Source organism: uncultured Granulicatella sp. (genome assembly GCF_963545075.1).
Lineage (GTDB): Bacteria > Bacillota > Bacilli > Lactobacillales > Aerococcaceae > Granulicatella.
In genome coordinates this window covers 1-19,116 of the sequence record NZ_CAUUHX010000022.1, presented here as the reverse complement: position 1 = coordinate 19,116, position 19,116 = coordinate 1, and the positions used below count along the sequence as shown (strand labels likewise).

Genomic DNA, 19,116 nt, shown 5'->3' with positions numbered 1-19,116 from the left:
TCTCAAAACGAAAAGGCGATTTAACTTCATTATTCCACTGTTACAGATTTTGCTAAGTTTCTTGGTTTATCAACATCTAATCCTTTACCAAGAGATGTGTAATAAGCAATCAATTGTGTTACTACAACACTTAAAATTGGTGCTAATTCCATTTGTACTTTTGGTAATACGATATCGTCTCCTTCACGTTCGCTTCCTTCCATGGCAATAACCATTGTTTTAGCTCCACGTGCTTTTACTTCTTCGATATTTCCTCTTGTATGGCTTGCAACTACTGGTTCACTTAATAAAGCAATAACTGGTGTGCCTTCTTCGATTAAGGCAATTGTACCATGTTTTAATTCTCCAGCTGCGAAACTTTCAGTTTGTACATATGAAATTTCTTTTAATTTCAATGCTGCTTCCATTGCTACATAATAATCTAAATGACGACCAATATAGAAGGCATTCACTGTATCTAATAAGTTTTGATCCACTAATTCTTTTACAACAGATTTTTCATCTAATACACCTTCGATAGCTGAAGCAATCACTGCTAATTCATGACTCATATCAAATGTTTGAGGACGTCCTTTTGTGCGACGTAAAACTTCTGCTAATACTGCCATTACTGTAATTTGTGCTGTATAAGCTTTTGTTGAAGCTACTGCAATTTCTGGTCCTGCATGAAGTAATAATGTATGAGATGCTTCACGAGATAATGTTGAACCTTTAACATTTGTAATCGTTAATGAAGGATAACCTTTTTCATTTACTTTTACTAATGCTTGACGGCTATCTGCTGTTTCTCCACTTTGTGTTAAGAAAATGAAGAATGGTTTTTCTGATAAAATTGGTTGATGGTATGCAAATTCACTTGCTAAAAATACTTCAACAGGAATTCCTGCTAATTGTTCTAATAAATATTTACCAATCCAACCAGCATGGTAACTTGTTCCGCATGCTACAACATAAACGCGATCGCTTTGTCCGATTTCTTCTAATAATTCGCTAGGAACTTCTAATTCACCAGCTTCATTCGTATATTCTTTAATAATACGACGTAATACGGCAGGTTGTTCATCCATTTCTTTTAACATGTAATGAGGATAAGCACCTTTTTCGATATCATCTGCATCTAATTCTGCTTTAAATGGTGCACGTTCTACTGCTTCACCATTAATCGTTTCAATCTCTACTTTATCTTTTGTAATCGTAATTAATTCTTCATCTTTAATTTCTAAGTAAGTATCTGTTTGAGAAATAGTTGCCATCGCATCTGAACAAATAACATTGAAGTCTTTTCCTACTCCGACTAATAGAGGACTCTTATGTTTTGCTGCATATAATACTCCTGGAGCTTGTTCATCTAATAAGCCGAATGCAAATGATCCACGAATTTCTTTTAAAGCACGACGGAAAGCTTCTTTACCAGATAAGCCTTCTTTTTCTGCAAAATATTCAACTAAATTCACTGCTACTTCTGTATCTGTTTGAGATTGGAAGTTTACATGTGATAAATAAGTTTCTTTTAATTCAGAGAAGTTTTCGATTACTCCATTATGAACTAAAGTAAAACGTCCATTTTGAGAACGATGTGGGTGAGCATTATTTTCTGTTGCTGGTCCATGAGTTGCCCAACGAGTATGCCCAATCCCTGCAAAAGCTGGAACTGATTCATCCACTGCTTCACGCAAGTTCGCAATACGTCCTACTTTTTTTACTAATTGTGTTGTACCATCAGCATCTGCGATAAATAATCCTGCTGAATCATATCCACGATATTCTAATTTTTCTAATCCATCTAAAATGACCGTTTGAATACGGTTATCTCCAATACATCCTACAATTCCACACATATTACATAGTCTCCTTTAATGAAGGGTTTCCTTCAAACAAATTTTTCATTGTTTCTGGTGCTTGCAAAAATTTTGTATCCCCGCAGAGATTTTTGTATATTGCTGTAGACTGCACTGCCTTGAGTCACCCGCCGAATATTTCGATAAACTCAATCCTCGTCACTTATCATTCTTAGTGATAAGCCTGGCGCTATCCTATGTTGCTACCTTTCTTAGCTATTTATTTTCAGAAACATGACTAATCATACACGATTTTGTACTTATTTGTCAAAACTCTCGAATTTTATATTTAATTTTATATATTTTTGTACGCAAAAAAGCCATAAGTCACGCATTCATAACTCATGGCCTTGATTACCTAAATCAGAATTCTTTATACACGAAAATGGGAAAATCTTACTGTTAAAACTCTGCAAGAATATTATAGTTTTCCTCTAACCATTGTTCGTCATTGAGATGTCTCTTACCTACAAAGTGTCCAATCGATAATTCATAAGGAACATCAGAGTTTTTATATTTCACTCGTAAATAATATTCTGAAATTCCTTTATAACTCTTCTTAAACTTATGAATACCGCGAATTTTATCCAACGATTCCACATAAAATTCTTCCGCATGAATAATTATATGCCCTTTATAAACTAATAAAGCAAAATCCTTCGAAACATACTCGGCATTTTCCACTAAAAGATTCATATGACCTTGAACTTCTGGAAACAGCTCGAATAATTCTTTATAATTCTTATAGTTATGATAAATAATTTTTCCAGATGCTACTAAAAATCCTAATCCCACAATAAGAAAAATTAAATCTTTTCCCATTTCAATCCATAAATCAAACTTATCAAATTCATCAAAATAGATATCTGTTCTTAGGCGTGATAGTTGATAGAGATAGCCTAATATTGTATCATTTTTCGCTTCTCTTTCTTTTTTCTTCGCTAAATTACTTTGCTGAAAAACAGTTTCAAAATCCTGCTGCATTTCCGGAGAAATCTTTACAATTTTTCTTCCTCTTCTTCCACGTGTAATTTCAGGAACGACTCTTATTTTTAATAAAATTAATTTATTTTCAAATGGTCTTGCTTTTGACAGTTTGCTAGCTTCCTCTGCAAGCTCGTCTAATTCAGCATTTCCTGATTTTAACATATGATAACCTAATTCATCTTCAATGATATAAAAGACTTCGTGTTCATTTGGTAATTCTACTTTTTCGATATCATAAATTCGAACTACTTGAACCTCATCTGTTTCCTTTTCATTAAAAGGCTGATTAATATAAATCTCTTCAATTGGTTCAGTATAACTAACAACATTTTTTAGCATAATAATAGAAGATATGAAAATGGTAACCAAACTAAAGAGCAAATATAATCTTGCCCCTTTTGTAATCCTTTTTTTTACTTTCATTTCTAACTCCTTTTTATTTGGAACATTTCGTTTCATTTAACAATATTTTACTCTAAATACTATTAAAATACTACTTTTTTCGAACAAAAAAGGCGAGATTTCTCTCGCCTTTTGAATCTCTTCTCTGATTAAGATTAAGCTTTACCAGTTGAACCGAAGATATCCATTGTTTCTTTAGTGATTTTAACGATTGCATCAAAACCAGGTTTAATGATTTTACGTGGATCATAAACTTCAGCGTCTGCATTTAATTTAGCACGAACTGCTGCAGTCCATTGTTGTTGTAATTCAGTGTTAACATTGATTTTAGCATGTCCACGTTCAATTGCTTTTTTGATTTGATATTCTGGAATACCTGATCCACCGTGTAATACTAATGGAGCACCAGTAGCTTCAGAAATAGCTAACATTTCGTCAAATCCTAATACAGGTTCACCAGCATAAGTTCCGTGAACTGAACCTAAAGCTGCTGCTAAAGCATCAATTTTAGCTTCATTTACCATACGTTCACATTCGTGTAAATCAGCGTATTGAATTCCTCCTGTAACGCCATCTTCAGTACCTCCTACAGTACCTACTTCAGCTTCTACAGAAGCGCCTTTTGGATGTGCATAAGCTACAACTTCTTTAGTTAATTCGATATTTTCATCAATTGGATAATGAGAGTGGTCAAACATTACTGAGCTGAAACCAGCATCAATATATTGTTTACATACATCAACTGATGAACCATGGTCTAAGTGTAATGCAACTGGAACAGTGATATCCATTGTTTCTAATAATGCATTAACCATAGCTGCAACTACTTTAGGGCCACCCATATATTTACCAGCACCTTCAGAAACTCCTAAGATGATTGGTGATTTTGCTTCTTGAGCAGCAGTTAGAACAGCTTGTGTCCATTCTAAGTTATTGATGTTGAATTGACCTACGGCATATTTACCTTCTTTAGCTTTGTTCAACATTTCTGTCATACTTACTAAACGACTCATTTTGTAATTTCCTCCTTATACTAGTACACTAGTATTTATTTTTACGACATCATTATAACCCAATTTCTATTAGATAGCTAGCAATTTGAAATATTATTATGAAATAATTTCATATTATATTTTCTTTTCATAATATTTCATATATTATCATTTTAATAAATAGCAGAATTTCCTTCAAATTTTTTCTAGAAATTTCCTCAATTTGCTTTATAATAGTGATAGAATAAACAATTTGGGAGGGATTGATATGAACCAACGTCAAAATAGTTCACATCATAAACGTGCTGTTAGAGAAGCTCGTCTAGCAAAATTATTATTTGCATTTATTGCAATAGCCTCACTTGCTATTGTCATTTTCATTTTAAATATTCCATCAATTATTAATAATGAAAATAAGCTATTAACTAAAAACATAACTACAAATCAGCAAAGTTCTTCAACAACTTCAGAAGATAAGGAAGTCCATACCGCTAGAATTACAGCTAGTGGAGATATGCTGTATCATGATATTGTTTATGGAAGTGCCTTTGATGGTCAAAGCTATGATTTTAAAAATGATTACGAGCAAATTACTCCACTCGTTTCCTCAGCTGATTTAGCTCTTGGAGACTTTGAAGGTACGATTAATCCAGACAGACCTTTAGCAGGATACCCTATTTTCAACGCACCAGAAGAAGTTGTTCAAAGTATTAAAGATGCTGGATACGATGTATTAGACTTAGCTCATAATCATATTTTAGACACAGGTATTAGTGGATTAAAATATACAGCTACAGCTTTTAGAAAAGCAGGATTAGATATTTTTGGAGTAAAAGTGGATCCAAATGAAGGAATTCTAGTGAAAGAAGTCAACGGAATTAAAGTTGCTATTTTAGGATTTTCATACGGATTCAACGGAATTGAAGCAAGTATTTCTAAAGAAGATTACGATAATCATTTATATGACTTAGACATGGATAAAGTAAAAGAGCAAATTGAAAAAGCTGAACAAATCGCTGATTTCACCATTATTATGCCTCAAATGGGAGTAGAATATCAGTTAACACCAACTGACGCGCAAGTCGATACTTATCATAAAATGATTGAATGGGGAGCAGATGTTGTATTTGGTGGTCACCCACACGTTGCTGAACCTACTGAAACTATCGAAAAAGATGGTCAAAAGAAATTCATCATTTATTCAATGGGGAACTTACTATCTAACCAAAGAATTGAAACATTAGATAAAATTTGGACAGAACGTGGCGTTATTATGGATATTACGATTCAAAAAGAAGGCAAACAAACGACCTTAACAAGTGTACAAGCACATCCAACATGGGTTTCTCGTACTCCAATTAATCGTACATTCCAAGGCTATCAAGCATACGATTATCAAGTATTCTTAGCAGAAGATTATTTACCAGGTGCAAAATACGCCAATACCGTAGATGAAACAACACGACAACGAATTGAAAAAGCCTATCATGAAATGTTAGAGTTACTGAATATTCAATTCTAAAACAAAAACCACACGACAAAAATCGTGTGGTTTTTTATATTCTTTAAAAAGCACTGTAGACAAATTCCGCTACATTTGAAAAATCTGCATGGAGTAAATATAAGCCTAACACAAGAAACAAAACATAAAATGCCATTGTCCATACAAATAGTTCATGCTTCTCACTAATTTTTTTGATAGAATTTATACATTTCTTCAGCAACTTCAGGCCATCCTTTCCATCCAGGGTGAACCGTATCATACATAAAATAAGGCTCATATTCTTTTTGTGTTAAATCCATAATTTTATATCCATATGAATTTGTAATCTCTGTTAATTTTTCCGAGTAAATCGCTCTTTGTTCTTTACCAATACCAATATAATCATACCAACGTCCATTAATTGGGAAATTAACGACTTCTACTTCTAAGCCTAATTCTTTAGCCATTTGTAACACCAGAGCATAATCGTCATATTCTGTTGATTGATCATATTTATAATTGGAATATTTATTTTTTAGTTTTTCCTTACGATTTTTAATTTCAGCATTATATTGGCGATTTTCAACATAAAATTCATTATTATCGGTTGCTTTTTTTGCTTCCTCTAAATATTTGTTTTGAATTTCATTCCAATCATAATTAGGAGTTTTTTCTCCACTAGATGGCATTGGTTTTACATGCCCTGTGAAATAAAAGGCAATTTTATTATTTAGCGCATATTTTTGAACATCCAACCAATTTAATAAATCATCTAAGACGTTACCTTTATGATCCAGCAAGCGACGTTTATACCGCTCAAAATTTTGATGTACAAATTTATTATCTTTAGATAATTCTAACACTCGATTGATAAATTTCTCTTTTGTTTCATGACTCAATTTAGGATTCTTCAATGTATAGTATACATGCTCATTTGATACACGACTTAAAAATGCTTTTGGATTCATTCCATATTGATCAAACCAAATAAATGATTCACTTAAAATAAATTTATTTTTATGAATACTATCCGATAAGGAACCTAACATGGAAGCTTGAATAATATTTTGAAAATTCCCTCCACCTACAGCCATAATATGAAAATCATCATAATTAAAAAGATGCTTAATATGGAATGGATAATTACTAGGTGTACTCAATTCAGATGACCCAAAAACTACTAAAGTTTTATCATCTATATTATCTTTTATAATGTCTCTACTTTTGTATTTTGTATATTCAAAATTATAGCGAATACTATTATCACTCACATGATAATAATCTGCTAACTTTTGATTTAATACATGAACATATAAAACAAGAGTAAGAATTGCGAGCACCAAGGCTATTCCTAGGGCCTTTATCTTCTTCATTATTGTTTCACCCTAGTTTCGATATAATGAATAATTTTGTTTGGAGTATCAATCTCTTCGTAAGTAACTTCAGTTGGAGCTACTTCAATTCCAAACTCTTCCATTCGAACTAATAATTCAACAAAAGCTAATGAATCCATTAATCCTTCTTCTTTTAAATTAATGTCACGTTCTTCATAAATGACATCATCTTCGCAAATTTCTTCAATAATCGCTAATACTTTTTCTTCTAACATGATGTTCACCTCTCATTATTTCGTCAATAATTTTATAATAAATTCATATGGTTTCCCTGAGAAAATGAGTAAACCAATCATCACTAAATGCATCGTTACAAACCAACTAACAACTTTATAAGCTGTTTTCTGTTTATATTTTTTATAAAATTTAGATTTCTTTTGATACCATTCAAAGCCAGCCATTAAAACTCCATGATACACACCATAAATAATATAACTCCATGAAAGCCCATGCCAGAATCCCATGAATATCATATTTAGCATAAATGCTACCATTGCTGTTGTCAAACGAGTTTTAAACCATTTATGTCTCATTGACTTCATGACAATTCTTGAGAAAATAAAATCTCTTAACCATGTTGATAATGTAATGTGCCAACGATTCCAGAAATCCTTAATATCAATACTTAAAAATGGTTTATTAAAGTTCATCGGAGTTTGAATTCCCATTATATTACTTACACCGACAGCCATTAAGCTATATCCGGCAAAGTCGAAGAATAAGTAAAATGTATACAAATACATATAAGAAACAGTTGTAAATAACAATCCTCTATGTGGAATATGATTCATTGCTAAATACAAAAGACTAGACAATACAACTTTATAAACTAATCCTAATACTAATCTAAACAATCCTGTTCCTAATAACTCGATATATTCTGCTCTTGGAATCGTTTGATGAATATCTTCCATAAATCTTCTACTTCTATCAATTGGTCCCGAACTAATTGTTGGGAAAAATAATAAAAATTGAAGATAATCAATCAAGCCTACAGGCTCTTTTATAATTCCATCATACGTTTCAAAAATGATTTGTAACACTTTGAAAGTCATATATGAAATACCTAAAAAGCCTAAAATAGAAACTTTCCATACAATAACTGTTTTTGCAGCAATTAATAATAAACTCGCAAAAAACAATATAGGATATTTTGTAGATTTTTTTTCTCTAAAATGAAATCCTAATCGAACTAATAGATAAGTTTCTACAATGAAGATAATTAAGTTTATAAAATGGTTGGGTTGCTCTTTAAATACTGCAATGGCTATCCCAACTGACAGAACAAAAGTAATCCAATATACTGATTTTTCAAACAATCGTAATAGAATGACTGGAATCAATGCAAAAAACAATGTCCCAAAGAAATCTAAACCTTCAAAATACTCCATTCTATAACTCCTTTAATTTTTTCTTATCAATCTTACCATTATTATTTAATGGCATTTCATCTAAAAAGACGATTTTTTTAGGAATCATATATTCTGGAACATATTGTGCCAAATCTTGTTTTACTAATTTACCAGTAGCAAATCGACTTTCCACTGCTTCTGTATAAACAACATAAGAAATGATGGATTTAATTTTCCCATCTTCTGCATAAGATGGCACCGTTGCAGCTTGGCGAATTTTTGGATTTTTCAATAAATTATTATCAATATCCTCTAATTCAATACGATGTCCATGTAATTTGATTTGGAAATCAATACGACCTTCACAGAATAATAAATCTCCTTCAAAATGCCCTAAATCCCCTGTTTTATAACTACGTTCTCCTACTTCTGGGATAATAAAGCTCTTCTGAGTCATTTCTGGATTTTGATAATATCCATTCGCAACTGTATCCCCTTGGATAATGATTTCCCCACTCTGTTCTCCATCAATCGTAACGGTCGTTCCTGGTTTAATCACACCAACTGGTAAATTATTTGGGTATTGTTCCAAAATTTCTCTTGTAATCGATATCCATGTAATCATTACAGTAGATTCTGTTGGTCCATAAGTATTCACTACTTCAGCATTTGGGAAACGGTCTAATAATTTTTGAGCAGTTGTAGCAAATAATTTTTCACCACAAAAGACGAATTGATCCACTTGTGGTATTAATTCTTGATTAAAACTTGGATCCACTAAACACATTTCTGCAAATGAAGGCGTTGAAATCCAAACAGTTGCATTTGATTCTTTTAATGTATTGAAAAGCACTTTAAAATCTTGTAAGTGCTGTTTATCAATTTGAACTAATGGTGCATTCATATAAAGTGATGGCCATAAAGACATCACTGATAAGTCAAATGAAAATGGTGGATGCCCTAAAAAGACTTGACGTCCTTTATTTGTATAATAACCTGTATACCATTTCAAGAAGTTATTTAGATTTTCGTAAGTAATTGAAACTCCTTTTGGTTTACCTGTACTTCCTGATGTGAAAATAATATAGAAAATATCTTCATCTTTGACATAATATTTAGGGTCAATGCTTTGAGTTGTTGTATGAAGAATTTCTTTTGCAGCTGAAACATCCAATAACGGAGTTTCTAATTCAATCTCTTCACTTGTTAACACTACTGGTGACTGCACTGTTGCAACAATATCTTGTACACGGTCAATCGGTGTATTTACATCCACTGGACAAAATGCACGTCCTGATTTAACACAAGCTAAGAAATAAACGAGCATCATTGGATGCTTATGACCATAAACTACGATTGGTTGTCTATTTTCTTGTAATCTTTCTTGTAAATAAAATGCTAGTTTATCAGAGTATTCCCAATATTGCGCTGGAGATAATTCCTCTTCTAAAAATAAATCATGACGATAGATTTTTTCAGTTTTCCCCTTAAAACTTGATAGTCGATCTAATAACTTTTCAAACACCGTATTCATTTCCCTTCTTTATCATCTAATCGTCTCACAGCCAAAGTCTAGACTGTCACATAATAAAAGTATACCATATTATAGATTTTCTGAAAATCTTAATCCTTAAAATAGCACGCTTTTATAAGGAAAAATACTAAAATTCTTCACATATTAGAATTTTTTCTTTAAACTCTCATCTTTTTTTAAACAAATAAAAAGGTTGGAGAAAACTTCCAACCTTTCATCTTCTATAAAACTAATAGTCCAGCACCGATAATTCCATTATCACCTTTAATCGTAGATGTAACTGTACGTTTTAATACATGTTTTTGCTCAGCATGTAAACAAGTCTCTAAAATTTCTTTAACTAATTCAATATAGTCCGGATTATAATTCGATACACTTCCCCCAAATACAATCACATGTGGATCTAATAAGCAAATCATCGCATGCAAACTACTTGCTATTCCGCTCGCAGCTTGGCGAATAATATCTGTAGCTATTTCATCATCTTGACGCCATCTTTCGAACACATCTTTAGTAGTCACAGAAGGATCTTGATATAATTCTTGAGCTTTCTTTTGAATTCCAACCCCTGAACAAGCTTCTTCTAAGCTCATCCATTGATCAAAGAAATGAACCGGAATAAATCCAATTTCACCTGAGAAACCTGCTCCTCTAAGAATTTCATTATGAACAATATTCGTTGCTGCAATCCCTGTTGATAGAGTAACATACGCAAACATTTCTTTTTCTGTTAAATTTTGCAGGCGATACTCTGCGTAAGCAGCTACTTTTACATCATTGTCAATTTTTACTGGAATATTACCATAGACTTCTTGCAATCTTTTTACAATAGGGAAATTTGGCCATGGAATATTATTTTGGAAAACTGCTATTCCATTCTCTACATCTACTTTCCCTGGCAACCCAATTCCAATTCCTTCCATCTCTTCGATTGAAAACGGATGTTCGTTTAACTCTTCATTAATTAATCGAACAACTTGTTCAAATAAAGTTTCAGCACTTTCGACTTCACTAGGTGCTTGTCGACGACTTACAATTTCTCCCTTGTTATTAATAATAGCAACTGCTACTTTTGTTCCTCCAATATCAACACCAATTGATTGTTTCATTAAAACCTCTCCTTTTCATTAAATCGTTTTCATCGTTATTGTAGACCTGTTTGAAGTTTTTTGCAATGTAAATTTTTAAATAAAAGAAAAGACTTTCTATTTTAGGAATAACATAAAACACTCCTTTTATAGAAAGTCAAAATCTAATCATTATTTTTGCGATTTAATTTCAGTGATTAAGTCATTTAAATCTTCTTCAGTAAATTGATATTTTTCACCACAGAAATGACAGACAATTTCTGCACCATGATCTTCATCAATTAAATGTTGCAAGTCTTCTATCCCAATCGATAATAATCCAGCACTAAATCTTTCTCTAGTACAAGGGCAATGAAATTCGACAGGTAATTCTTCCAACACTTTAATATTTTCTTTACCTAATAAACGATTTAACAAATCAATTGGTTCTTCTTGTTGATCAATCAATTTTGAAACAAGAGGCATTTCACTAATACGTCTTTCAATTTCTACAATTGTTTCTTCACTAGCTCCAGGAAGTAATTGAATCATAAATCCACCTGCAGCACGAACCGATTCATCCGGATTTACTAATACAGAAACTCCAACTGCTCCATTAATTTGTTCTGAGACAGCTAAATAGTAAGTGAAGTCCATTCCTAATTCACCATCTACAATTGGAATTTGTCCAGAAAAAGGTTCTTTCATTTGTAAATCTTTAATAACGGTAATCGTCCCGTTAGTCCCCACAACACCACGTACATCTAACTTTCCTTTTTCATTTAAAGGCAAACTTACATGTGGATTGGAAATATATCCTCTCATTTGACCTAAACCATTTGCTTCTGCCATAATTTTCCCACCAGGACCATCACCATTCACTTGAACCGTAATTTTTTCTTTTCCTTTTAGACTAGTTGCTAATAATTGCGTCCCAATCATAGTACGTCCTAATGCCGCTGTAGCTGCACTCCAAGTGTCATGACGTTTTTGCGCTTGCGATACTGCTTCAGTCGCTACAATCGCAACTGCTTTTACTTCATCATTAAAAGCTAATACTTTTAATAAATGATCTTTCATTCTTCATTCCTTCTTTCCTTCATAAAAGAAAAGTGGGAAAGAAAAGCGTTGACTTTCCCTTCTCACTTTCTTGTCATTATTCTAAATCATCTTTTGAATCAGATTCTTCTTCAGAGTCATCTTGTTTTGATGCTTCACGTTTTGCTAAAGCTTTTTTAGCTTCTTCAAAACTAGCTGCTTCCGATTCACTTGGATACTCTTCTTCAACGTCTTCTGTTGGCATTTCTCCAGTTTCAAACAACGCTTTAATCGTACGTTCATCAAGAGTTTCTAATTCTAATAATTTTTCTGCAATTAATGTTAATTGCTCTTTATGTTCTTCTAAAATTTGTAACGCTTGTGCGTAAGCTTCTTTCATAATAGAACGAACCGCATTATCAATTTCAAATGCTACTTGATCAGAATAAGCTTTTGTATGACCATAATCTCGTCCAATAAAGACTTGATGATTCCCTTCATATTGAACTGTTCCTAATTCATCATACATTCCGTATTCTGTAATCATACTACGAACAATTCCTGTTGCTTGCTCAAAATCATTACTTGCTCCTGTTGTTTTCTCATTAAAGATAAACTCTTCAGCAGCACGTCCACCAAGTAAACCAACCACTTGTTCGAATAATTCTTTCTTAGTCATTAAGAAGCGATCTTCTTTTGGAAGCATAATCGCATATCCACCTGCACGTCCACGAGGAACAATTGTCACTTTATGAACGACACGTGCATCACTTAATACCATCCCAACGATTGTATGACCAGCTTCGTGGAAAGCAACCATTTTACGTTCTTTTTCACTAATTGCACGATCTTTTTTCGCTGGACCGGCAATGACACGGTCATGTGCTTCATCCACATCTAACTTGTCAATCACTTTTTTATCTCTTCTTGCAGCTACTAATGCAGCTTCATTTAATAAGTTTTCTAATTCTGCACCAGAAAAACCTGGAGTTTGTTGAGCAATAACTTTTAAGTCCACTTCTTTTGCTAATTTTTTATTTCTAGCATGAACTTTCAGAATTGCTTCACGTCCTTTAACATCTGGACGACCTACTAAAATTTGACGGTCAAAACGTCCTGGACGTAATAAAGCTGGGTCTAATACATCTGAACGGTTTGTTGCAGCAATAACGATAACGCCTTCTGTTCCCTCAAAACCATCCATTTCAACTAATAATTGGTTCAGAGTTTGTTCACGTTCATCGTGACCTCCACCCATACCAGTACCACGTTGACGACCTACAGCATCAATTTCATCAATAAAGATAATAGCTGGAGCATTTTTCTTCGCATTTTCAAATAAATCACGAACACGGCTTGCCCCTACCCCTACGAACATTTCCACAAATTCAGAACCTGAAATTGAGAAGAATGGGACATTCGCTTCACCAGCAACTGCTTTTGCTAATAAAGTTTTACCTGTCCCTGGAGGGCCTTCTAATAACACCCCTGCAGGAATACGTGCTCCAAGAGCTGTAAATTTACGAGGATCTTTTAAGAATTCTACTACTTCTACTAATTCTTGTTTTTCTTCTTCCGCTCCTGCTACATCAGAGAAACGAACTTTTACTTTTTGTTTGTTTTGATCTGTAGCTTTAGAACGACCAAAGTTCATCACACCACGTGGGCCACCTTGTCCCATTTGGCTAGATAATAAGTTAAACATTAAGAATCCAAAAATTCCTAATGGCACAACTAATTGTAAGAAAAGTGATAACCAAATTCCTGATTGACTTTCAGGAAGAGTAGTAATTTGAGTTCCTGCTTGTTGTGCAGCATTATTAATTTCGGTTACAGTTCCATCATTTGGTAAAACTGTTGTTTTGAAATTAGAAGTTTTAGAAGATCTCTTATCAAAAATTGCTAATCCTTTAGAGGATGTATTTGAATTTTCTTTAGCTTCTTTATATTCTCCTGTAATAGTATATACAGAGTTTGCATATTGCATTTTAATTTCTTTAATGTCACCTTTTTTCAATTCTTGAACGAATTGTGTATAGCTGACTTCTGTTGTTTGTCCATTAGATCCTTGATTAAACCAAGAAACTAAACCAACAATTGCCACAAAAATCATAATATACATTAGACCATTACGAAATATTTGACGATTATTATTTGTATTCATTTTTCCTCCTACAATTCATAGATTGTTGTATCAAACAGTGTATCACACTTGAAAGTGTTTGACCATTTCTGATAATTAATTTAAACAAATCTTATGATTCATACACTTCTGGTTTTAATACTCCAATATATGGTAAGTTTCTTAATCCTTGTTTGTAATCTAAACCATAGCCAACTACAAATTTATTTGGAACTTCTACTCCAACATAATCCGCATCAATTGCGATAACACGACGTTCTTGTTTATCCAATAATGTTACGATTTTAACACTTGCAGCTTGACGATGTTTTAATAACTCAACGATATGAGCTAAAGTACGACCTGTATCAATAATATCTTCTACAATTAATACATGACGATCTTTTACACTTTGATCTAAGTCTTTCAAAATACGAACTTCACCACTTGATTCAAAGGCATCTCCATAACTAGATACATCCATAAAATCCACTTCTAAATCACAATCCATTGCACGAACAAGATCTGCCATAAAGAAAATTGCTCCCTTTAAAATACAGATGACTAAAGGATTTTTATCTTGATATTCTGCTGTTAAAGTTTTCCCTAGTTTTTCAATTGTTTCTTCTAATTCTTTCTTGCTGACAACTACTTCTGCAATATAATTATCTAACATGTTAGCACCTCTTCTTTATTTCTATAAACTATTCTTATTCTATCAGTTTCTTTCCTTTTGGACAATGGTTGTGTTTGACGAAATCCTAATATGGCGATGATTTCTTTTGAAGAATTTTCTACAACCCATAATTTTTCCCTTAATTCACGAGGAATTTTTTGATTAATACACCATCTTCTAATACTTTGATGTTGATTTTCATTTAAAAGAAATCGATCATTCGGCTTTCTTCTACGAATTGTTAATGGAAATTCTTCACTCGATACAAACATTTCCCAACCCTTTTCTGCTGTAAAAGACACAATTTCATCTTCTGATAACACCATATCTTCTAATTGAACACCCTCTACTCTTATTTCTTGATAAGGAATTTCAATATTTTCTTCTTTTATAATCAGCAATTGATGATATCTTTTTTGGAAAATCCAACCTTTTGGTAAATTTAAACTCAATTGAGAAGTATCAGATACTATTGCAGTTTGAATATCTGACACATTTTTGGTACTCAACAAACCTCCAAGCTTTTTGGATAATTCTACTAAAATAACTTTTTGCATTCCTACTGGTTGCTTCACAAAAGTTTTCTGATTCCAAGACCATCCAACAGATAATTCTACTAACTCTTGTTCCATCCATTGATAGGCAAGATTCAATATCAATTCTTGTTGTTCTTGCAACGTTTTCGTAAATTCTTGAATTTTTTGATTGAATTTAGGATTTTCCTGTTTTAAAACCGGAATAATTTCCTGTCTAAATCGATTTCTAGTATATTCTAGACTGCTGTTACTTGCATCTTCTCGATAAGGTATTTGATGAATCGAAGCATACTCGTATAAATCTTGTTTATCCACTGTTAAAAAAGGGCGAATGAGATAGCCATTACCAAAAGAACGAATTGGCTTCATTCCAGCAATTCCTTCAAGCGTACTTCCTCTTGTTAATTTCATTAAGACCGTTTCTACTTGATCGTCTGCATGATGAGCCACCACGACATAGGAAGCTTTATGTTTATTCATAGACTCTTCTAGTTTTTGATATCGAAACTTTCTTGCTTTTTCTTCAATTCCTACAGTCTGCGCAACACCTTGTTCCCAATGAAAAACTTCTAAAGGAATATTCCTTTCGCTACAAAAGTTTCTAACCATCTCTTCTTCTTCATCTGATTCTTTTCGAAGATGATGATGAATATGAATAACTGAAAAATGTAATGTTGAAAACTTATTTTGAAGCTCAAAAAAAATCTCCAATAACACCATTGAATCCACTCCACCTGAAACAGCTAATAAAAAAAATTCCTGTTTCCAATTAGGAACAAACTTCGTTAAAAATGTTTCCACTTCCTTCATTCAAACACCTCCCATCTGATTAATCTCTTCCAATGACAAAAATGAGACTGGATATTTCCAGCCTCATTTGGATACTTTATTATGAACGACGTCCGCCACGTCCACCACGTTTACCTTCTGTGTTACGTTTTAATGAAGTTAAACGATCTTCAGAATCTTTTAAGAAGGAACTCATCATCGCATCAAAATCATTCACTTTTGCTTGTGACGGAGATTTTTTCTCAAATGATGGAGCTGATTTAGCTGAATAAGGCTTTTTAGAGCCTTGACCTTCTTGATTACGTGGAGCTGATTTTTGGAATTTTGGTTTCTCTTCAACAGTTTCTTCAGAAAAATCAGCACTTGCACGACGAATCGATAAACTTACTTTTCCGTCTCCAGCAATTTCCATTACTTTTACTTGTACTTCATCTCCAACTGTCAATACATCTTTAATATCTTTAATATAAGAATTAGATACTTCACTAATGTGAACTAAACCTGTTTTACGGTTTCCTAAATCCACAAAAGCCCCAAAATTTGTAATACCAGTTACTTTACCAGGTAAAATATTCCCTACCTCAATTGACATATAAAAAGCGTTCCTCCTTCAACTTTTGCTTTTATACACACGCTCGACGAGTATAAAAGATTATTTCATAAACTTCATAGCACTAAGCAATCATTAATGACGAGATTGATTGTCTTTTGCTTGTTGTATTTTATTTTGCGCAGCATCATCAGGTGTATTAAAAATTATTTCTCCTGATTTACTTAAATAATATTCACTTCGTGCAAGTTTTGCTACATAATCATCTTGTTGTAATAATTCAACTTGTTGAACTAAAGATTTTTGTTGTTCTTTTACTTTTGCTTCTTCTTTTTTTGCTTCTACAATTTGTGCTTCAATCTTACTAGCTTGGTTTAATTGTCCAACAATTTGTAAGATTAAAGATCCCGCAATTGCTATCACTACAGCCATAAGTAATGAATGCCACACAGCTACTCTTTTCCAAACAGCTACTTTAGATAAATGAACATCTTTATGCAATTTTTTCTTTTTTGCTTTAAACGCAATAATGTTACTATTTTCTTGTTGCTGTTTATTCACTGCACTGACTCCTTTAATGATTATATGACGAGTATAACAAGAATATGATAACTAGTCTATGCTTTTAGGAAAATTTTATAAAAAAACTCTTTCTTAGCTAGAAAATGCTAGCTAAGAAAGAGTTTGCTATTTCAGATAAATCTTATTCGTTAATATTCTTCTGTCTTGAACTTAATTTTCTTCACTTCTAAATCAGAATGTTGTTCTTCCATATACTCTTGAATTTTCTCAATTATAATCTCTTCATCATGTTCTACACGCAAAATCAATTCATATTGACCATCATCCAATTCCTTTGCTTCAACTTGAATCGATTGATAATCTTCTAAATGACAAAAATCATAAATTTTCTGCATGATTGCTACATCTGGAACTAAACAATGAATACTTACTTGACGATTTTGTGCCTTCAATGGAGATTCGTGCGTCAACAACTGTATTATGACAACAATGGCTGCACAAACGACTCCAAAAATCCACAATCCTCCACCAATCGCTAAACCAATCCCAGCTGTTGCCCAAATTCCTGAAGCTGTTGTAATTCCGCTGATTTTCTTATCTCTCATAAAGATAATACCACCACCGATAAAGCTGATGCCACTAACAACTTGCGCAGCTACACGAGCTGTATCAAATTTTGATGTATCTAAAAATGCTTCTTTAGAAATTAGCATCATTAACGCTGAAGTTAACGCTACAATGACGTGAGTTTTAATTCCTGCTTGTTTATTTCTTGACTTTCGTTCATGTCCAATAGCCCATCCACATAAGCAAGCTAGAATAATGGCTATTAAATGTCTAACTTCTAATATTGCATCAAAATTTCTACTTAAAATTGTTTCTACCATACTTGCTCCTTTCATGAACATTGAATTTTTGTACTGTCATCAAAATGATAACGTGCCCATTATTCTATGCTTTTCTTCCATAATTGTCAAGAAATCTTATCTTTCAATTTAGGCATCATGAATTGGAGTAAATATAATCATCATTATTTAGAGATACTTATGATTGAATCTCTCTTCAACATAAAGATATCGTAAACCAACTTTAATAAGCTTCCTATTAGAATCAAAATTCCAAAAGCTATCCATAACATTTGAAGATTCATCGTTCCAAGAAACAAACCTCTAAGTACTTGACCAATTTGAAGTGCACTTGCATAATCCATCACCTCTACTCCAAAAGAAAAAATATCAAAAAATACATTAATAATCATAATAATTTGAAAATTAATAAAGATAGACTCCAGCTTCCATTCATTATCCCGTTGCTTGTTTAGATTATTCATCCATAAAATCATCACTCCTACAACAGCATAAACTATCGTTAAGTCCGCAATTACAGAAAAAGGAGATAACTGAAGCGTTGGAATCGTACCCTTTAAAATCATTGGAGCAAACAAAACAGATATCAACAATAATTCAAACGCTAAAATTCCTTTTTTAATTTTTAAAGATAGTTTCATCATACTAACCATTGCACATAAAAAAACGAAACAACTTTCTCCTATCGCTCTCCACGATACAGACGTCACTTCGACAATTCCCTTTGTACTAAAGTACAAGCCAAATAAAAACATAAGAATTGACGTAACTATTGCAACACTCATATACACTTTACTAACTTTATTCATCTTCCTCATCCTTTCTCTGACTAAATATAAAATAGTTATTTTCTTCACATACAGTATAATGAAAACAATTTTCTTTCTCAATATGTTCTCTGTTTAAGTTTTTCTGGCTCATCGACAAATTCTGTTGGTGAATCAAATTTAACACCAAATTAAGTCTTT

General features: G+C 32.6%; 17 protein-coding genes. 1 reads left to right on the top strand and 16 read right to left on the bottom strand.

Going from position 1 to position 19,116, the window contains the following annotated elements:
* Window positions 1-29: 29 nt before the first annotated feature.
* The 3 genes from glmS to fba all read right to left on the bottom strand — a co-directional run bounded on the left by glmS (window position 30) and on the right by fba (window position 4,240).
* The gene (gene glmS, locus RWZ86_RS04470; RefSeq protein ID WP_314680353.1) at window positions 30-1,838 is read right to left on the bottom strand and encodes a glutamine--fructose-6-phosphate transaminase (isomerizing); all 1,809 of its coding nucleotides are present in this window, start codon (window positions 1,836-1,838) and stop codon (window positions 30-32) included.
* A 402-nt stretch (window positions 1,839-2,240) separates the two neighbouring features.
* Entirely contained in the window at window positions 2,241-3,248 is a 1,008-nt protein-coding gene (locus RWZ86_RS04465; protein ID WP_314680352.1) for a hypothetical protein, read from the bottom strand.
* Window positions 3,249-3,382: 134 nt separating this feature from the next.
* Window positions 3,383-4,240: a class II fructose-1,6-bisphosphate aldolase gene (fba, locus tag RWZ86_RS04460; RefSeq protein WP_314680351.1), complete on the bottom strand. Its 858-nt coding sequence runs from the start codon at window positions 4,238-4,240 to the stop codon at window positions 3,383-3,385.
* 247 nt (window positions 4,241-4,487) lie between these two features.
* On the opposite strand from fba, the gene RWZ86_RS04455 reads away from it, so the two are divergent.
* Window positions 4,488-5,741, top strand: a complete 1,254-nt coding sequence (locus RWZ86_RS04455; protein WP_314680350.1) for a CapA family protein — start codon at window positions 4,488-4,490, stop codon at window positions 5,739-5,741.
* A gap of 164 nt (window positions 5,742-5,905) precedes the next feature.
* Here RWZ86_RS04455 and dltD read toward each other — a convergent pair whose 3' ends face one another.
* From dltD to RWZ86_RS04390, 13 genes are all read right to left on the bottom strand, one after another.
* Window positions 5,906-7,075, bottom strand: a complete 1,170-nt coding sequence (gene dltD / locus RWZ86_RS04450; protein WP_314680349.1) for a D-alanyl-lipoteichoic acid biosynthesis protein DltD — start codon at window positions 7,073-7,075, stop codon at window positions 5,906-5,908.
* The gene (gene dltC, locus RWZ86_RS04445) at window positions 7,075-7,311 is read right to left on the bottom strand and encodes a D-alanine--poly(phosphoribitol) ligase subunit DltC (protein ID WP_314451408.1); all 237 of its coding nucleotides are present in this window, start codon (window positions 7,309-7,311) and stop codon (window positions 7,075-7,077) included. Before dltC ends, dltD begins: the two co-directional genes overlap by 1 nt.
* 15 nt (window positions 7,312-7,326) lie before the next feature.
* Window positions 7,327-8,487, bottom strand: a complete 1,161-nt coding sequence (dltB, locus tag RWZ86_RS04440) for a D-alanyl-lipoteichoic acid biosynthesis protein DltB (RefSeq protein ID WP_314680348.1) — start codon at window positions 8,485-8,487, stop codon at window positions 7,327-7,329.
* Window position 8,488: 1 nt separating this feature from the next.
* Window positions 8,489-9,982, bottom strand: coding sequence for a D-alanine--poly(phosphoribitol) ligase subunit DltA (dltA, locus tag RWZ86_RS04435; RefSeq protein WP_314680347.1), 1,494 nt, complete (start codon window positions 9,980-9,982; stop codon window positions 8,489-8,491).
* 221 nt (window positions 9,983-10,203) lie between these two features.
* Window positions 10,204-11,091: an ROK family protein gene (locus tag RWZ86_RS04430; protein ID WP_314680346.1), complete on the bottom strand. Its 888-nt coding sequence runs from the start codon at window positions 11,089-11,091 to the stop codon at window positions 10,204-10,206.
* 150 nt (window positions 11,092-11,241) lie between these two features.
* On the bottom strand, window positions 11,242-12,129 hold the full coding sequence (hslO, locus tag RWZ86_RS04425; protein WP_314680345.1) for an Hsp33 family molecular chaperone HslO: 888 nt from the start codon (window positions 12,127-12,129) through the stop codon (window positions 11,242-11,244).
* A gap of 76 nt (window positions 12,130-12,205) precedes the next feature.
* Window positions 12,206-14,251, bottom strand: coding sequence for an ATP-dependent zinc metalloprotease FtsH (gene ftsH, locus RWZ86_RS04420; protein WP_314680344.1), 2,046 nt, complete (start codon window positions 14,249-14,251; stop codon window positions 12,206-12,208).
* A 91-nt stretch (window positions 14,252-14,342) separates the two neighbouring features.
* On the bottom strand, window positions 14,343-14,885 hold the full coding sequence (gene hpt, locus RWZ86_RS04415; RefSeq protein ID WP_314354441.1) for a hypoxanthine phosphoribosyltransferase: 543 nt from the start codon (window positions 14,883-14,885) through the stop codon (window positions 14,343-14,345).
* Window positions 14,879-16,231 (bottom strand): tRNA lysidine(34) synthetase TilS, encoded by a 1,353-nt coding sequence (gene tilS, locus RWZ86_RS04410; RefSeq protein ID WP_314680343.1) that lies wholly within the window; start codon window positions 16,229-16,231, stop codon window positions 14,879-14,881. Before tilS ends, hpt begins: the two co-directional genes overlap by 7 nt.
* 79 nt (window positions 16,232-16,310) lie before the next feature.
* On the bottom strand, window positions 16,311-16,802 hold the full coding sequence (locus tag RWZ86_RS04405) for a S1 domain-containing RNA-binding protein (protein WP_314680342.1): 492 nt from the start codon (window positions 16,800-16,802) through the stop codon (window positions 16,311-16,313).
* Window positions 16,803-16,895: 93 nt separating this feature from the next.
* Window positions 16,896-17,321 (bottom strand): septum formation initiator family protein, encoded by a 426-nt coding sequence (locus tag RWZ86_RS04400; protein WP_314680341.1) that lies wholly within the window; start codon window positions 17,319-17,321, stop codon window positions 16,896-16,898.
* A gap of 149 nt (window positions 17,322-17,470) precedes the next feature.
* A complete protein-coding gene (locus RWZ86_RS04395; RefSeq protein ID WP_314680340.1) occupies window positions 17,471-18,169 on the bottom strand; it encodes an MgtC/SapB family protein in 699 nt (232 codons plus the stop codon).
* A gap of 143 nt (window positions 18,170-18,312) precedes the next feature.
* Complete coding sequence (locus RWZ86_RS04390; RefSeq protein WP_314680339.1) at window positions 18,313-18,957, bottom strand: hypothetical protein; 645 nt, start codon at window positions 18,955-18,957, stop codon at window positions 18,313-18,315.
* Window positions 18,958-19,116: the final 159 nt, after the last annotated feature.

What these genes read in the sequence shown, in the direction of transcription:
- glmS (WP_314680353.1), bottom strand. Translation starts at nt 1,838, where the DNA reads ATGTGTGGAATTGTAGGATGTATTGGAGATAACCGTATTCAAACGGTC.
- RWZ86_RS04465 (WP_314680352.1), bottom strand. Translation starts at nt 3,248, where the DNA reads ATGAAAGTAAAAAAAAGGATTACAAAAGGGGCAAGATTATATTTGCTC.
- fba (WP_314680351.1), bottom strand. Translation starts at nt 4,240, where the DNA reads ATGAGTCGTTTAGTAAGTATGACAGAAATGTTGAACAAAGCTAAAGAA.
- RWZ86_RS04455 (WP_314680350.1), top strand. Translation starts at nt 4,488, where the DNA reads ATGAACCAACGTCAAAATAGTTCACATCATAAACGTGCTGTTAGAGAA.
- dltD (WP_314680349.1), bottom strand. Translation starts at nt 7,075, where the DNA reads ATGAAGAAGATAAAGGCCCTAGGAATAGCCTTGGTGCTCGCAATTCTT.
- dltC (WP_314451408.1), bottom strand. Translation starts at nt 7,311, where the DNA reads ATGTTAGAAGAAAAAGTATTAGCGATTATTGAAGAAATTTGCGAAGAT.
- dltB (WP_314680348.1), bottom strand. Translation starts at nt 8,487, where the DNA reads ATGGAGTATTTTGAAGGTTTAGATTTCTTTGGGACATTGTTTTTTGCA.
- dltA (WP_314680347.1), bottom strand. Translation starts at nt 9,982, where the DNA reads ATGAATACGGTGTTTGAAAAGTTATTAGATCGACTATCAAGTTTTAAG.
- RWZ86_RS04430 (WP_314680346.1), bottom strand. Translation starts at nt 11,091, where the DNA reads ATGAAACAATCAATTGGTGTTGATATTGGAGGAACAAAAGTAGCAGTT.
- hslO (WP_314680345.1), bottom strand. Translation starts at nt 12,129, where the DNA reads ATGAAAGATCATTTATTAAAAGTATTAGCTTTTAATGATGAAGTAAAA.
- ftsH (WP_314680344.1), bottom strand. Translation starts at nt 14,251, where the DNA reads ATGAATACAAATAATAATCGTCAAATATTTCGTAATGGTCTAATGTAT.
- hpt (WP_314354441.1), bottom strand. Translation starts at nt 14,885, where the DNA reads ATGTTAGATAATTATATTGCAGAAGTAGTTGTCAGCAAGAAAGAATTA.
- tilS (WP_314680343.1), bottom strand. Translation starts at nt 16,231, where the DNA reads ATGAAGGAAGTGGAAACATTTTTAACGAAGTTTGTTCCTAATTGGAAA.
- RWZ86_RS04405 (WP_314680342.1), bottom strand. Translation starts at nt 16,802, where the DNA reads ATGTCAATTGAGGTAGGGAATATTTTACCTGGTAAAGTAACTGGTATT.
- RWZ86_RS04395 (WP_314680340.1), bottom strand. Translation starts at nt 18,169, where the DNA reads ATGGTAGAAACAATTTTAAGTAGAAATTTTGATGCAATATTAGAAGTT.
- RWZ86_RS04390 (WP_314680339.1), bottom strand. Translation starts at nt 18,957, where the DNA reads ATGAATAAAGTTAGTAAAGTGTATATGAGTGTTGCAATAGTTACGTCA.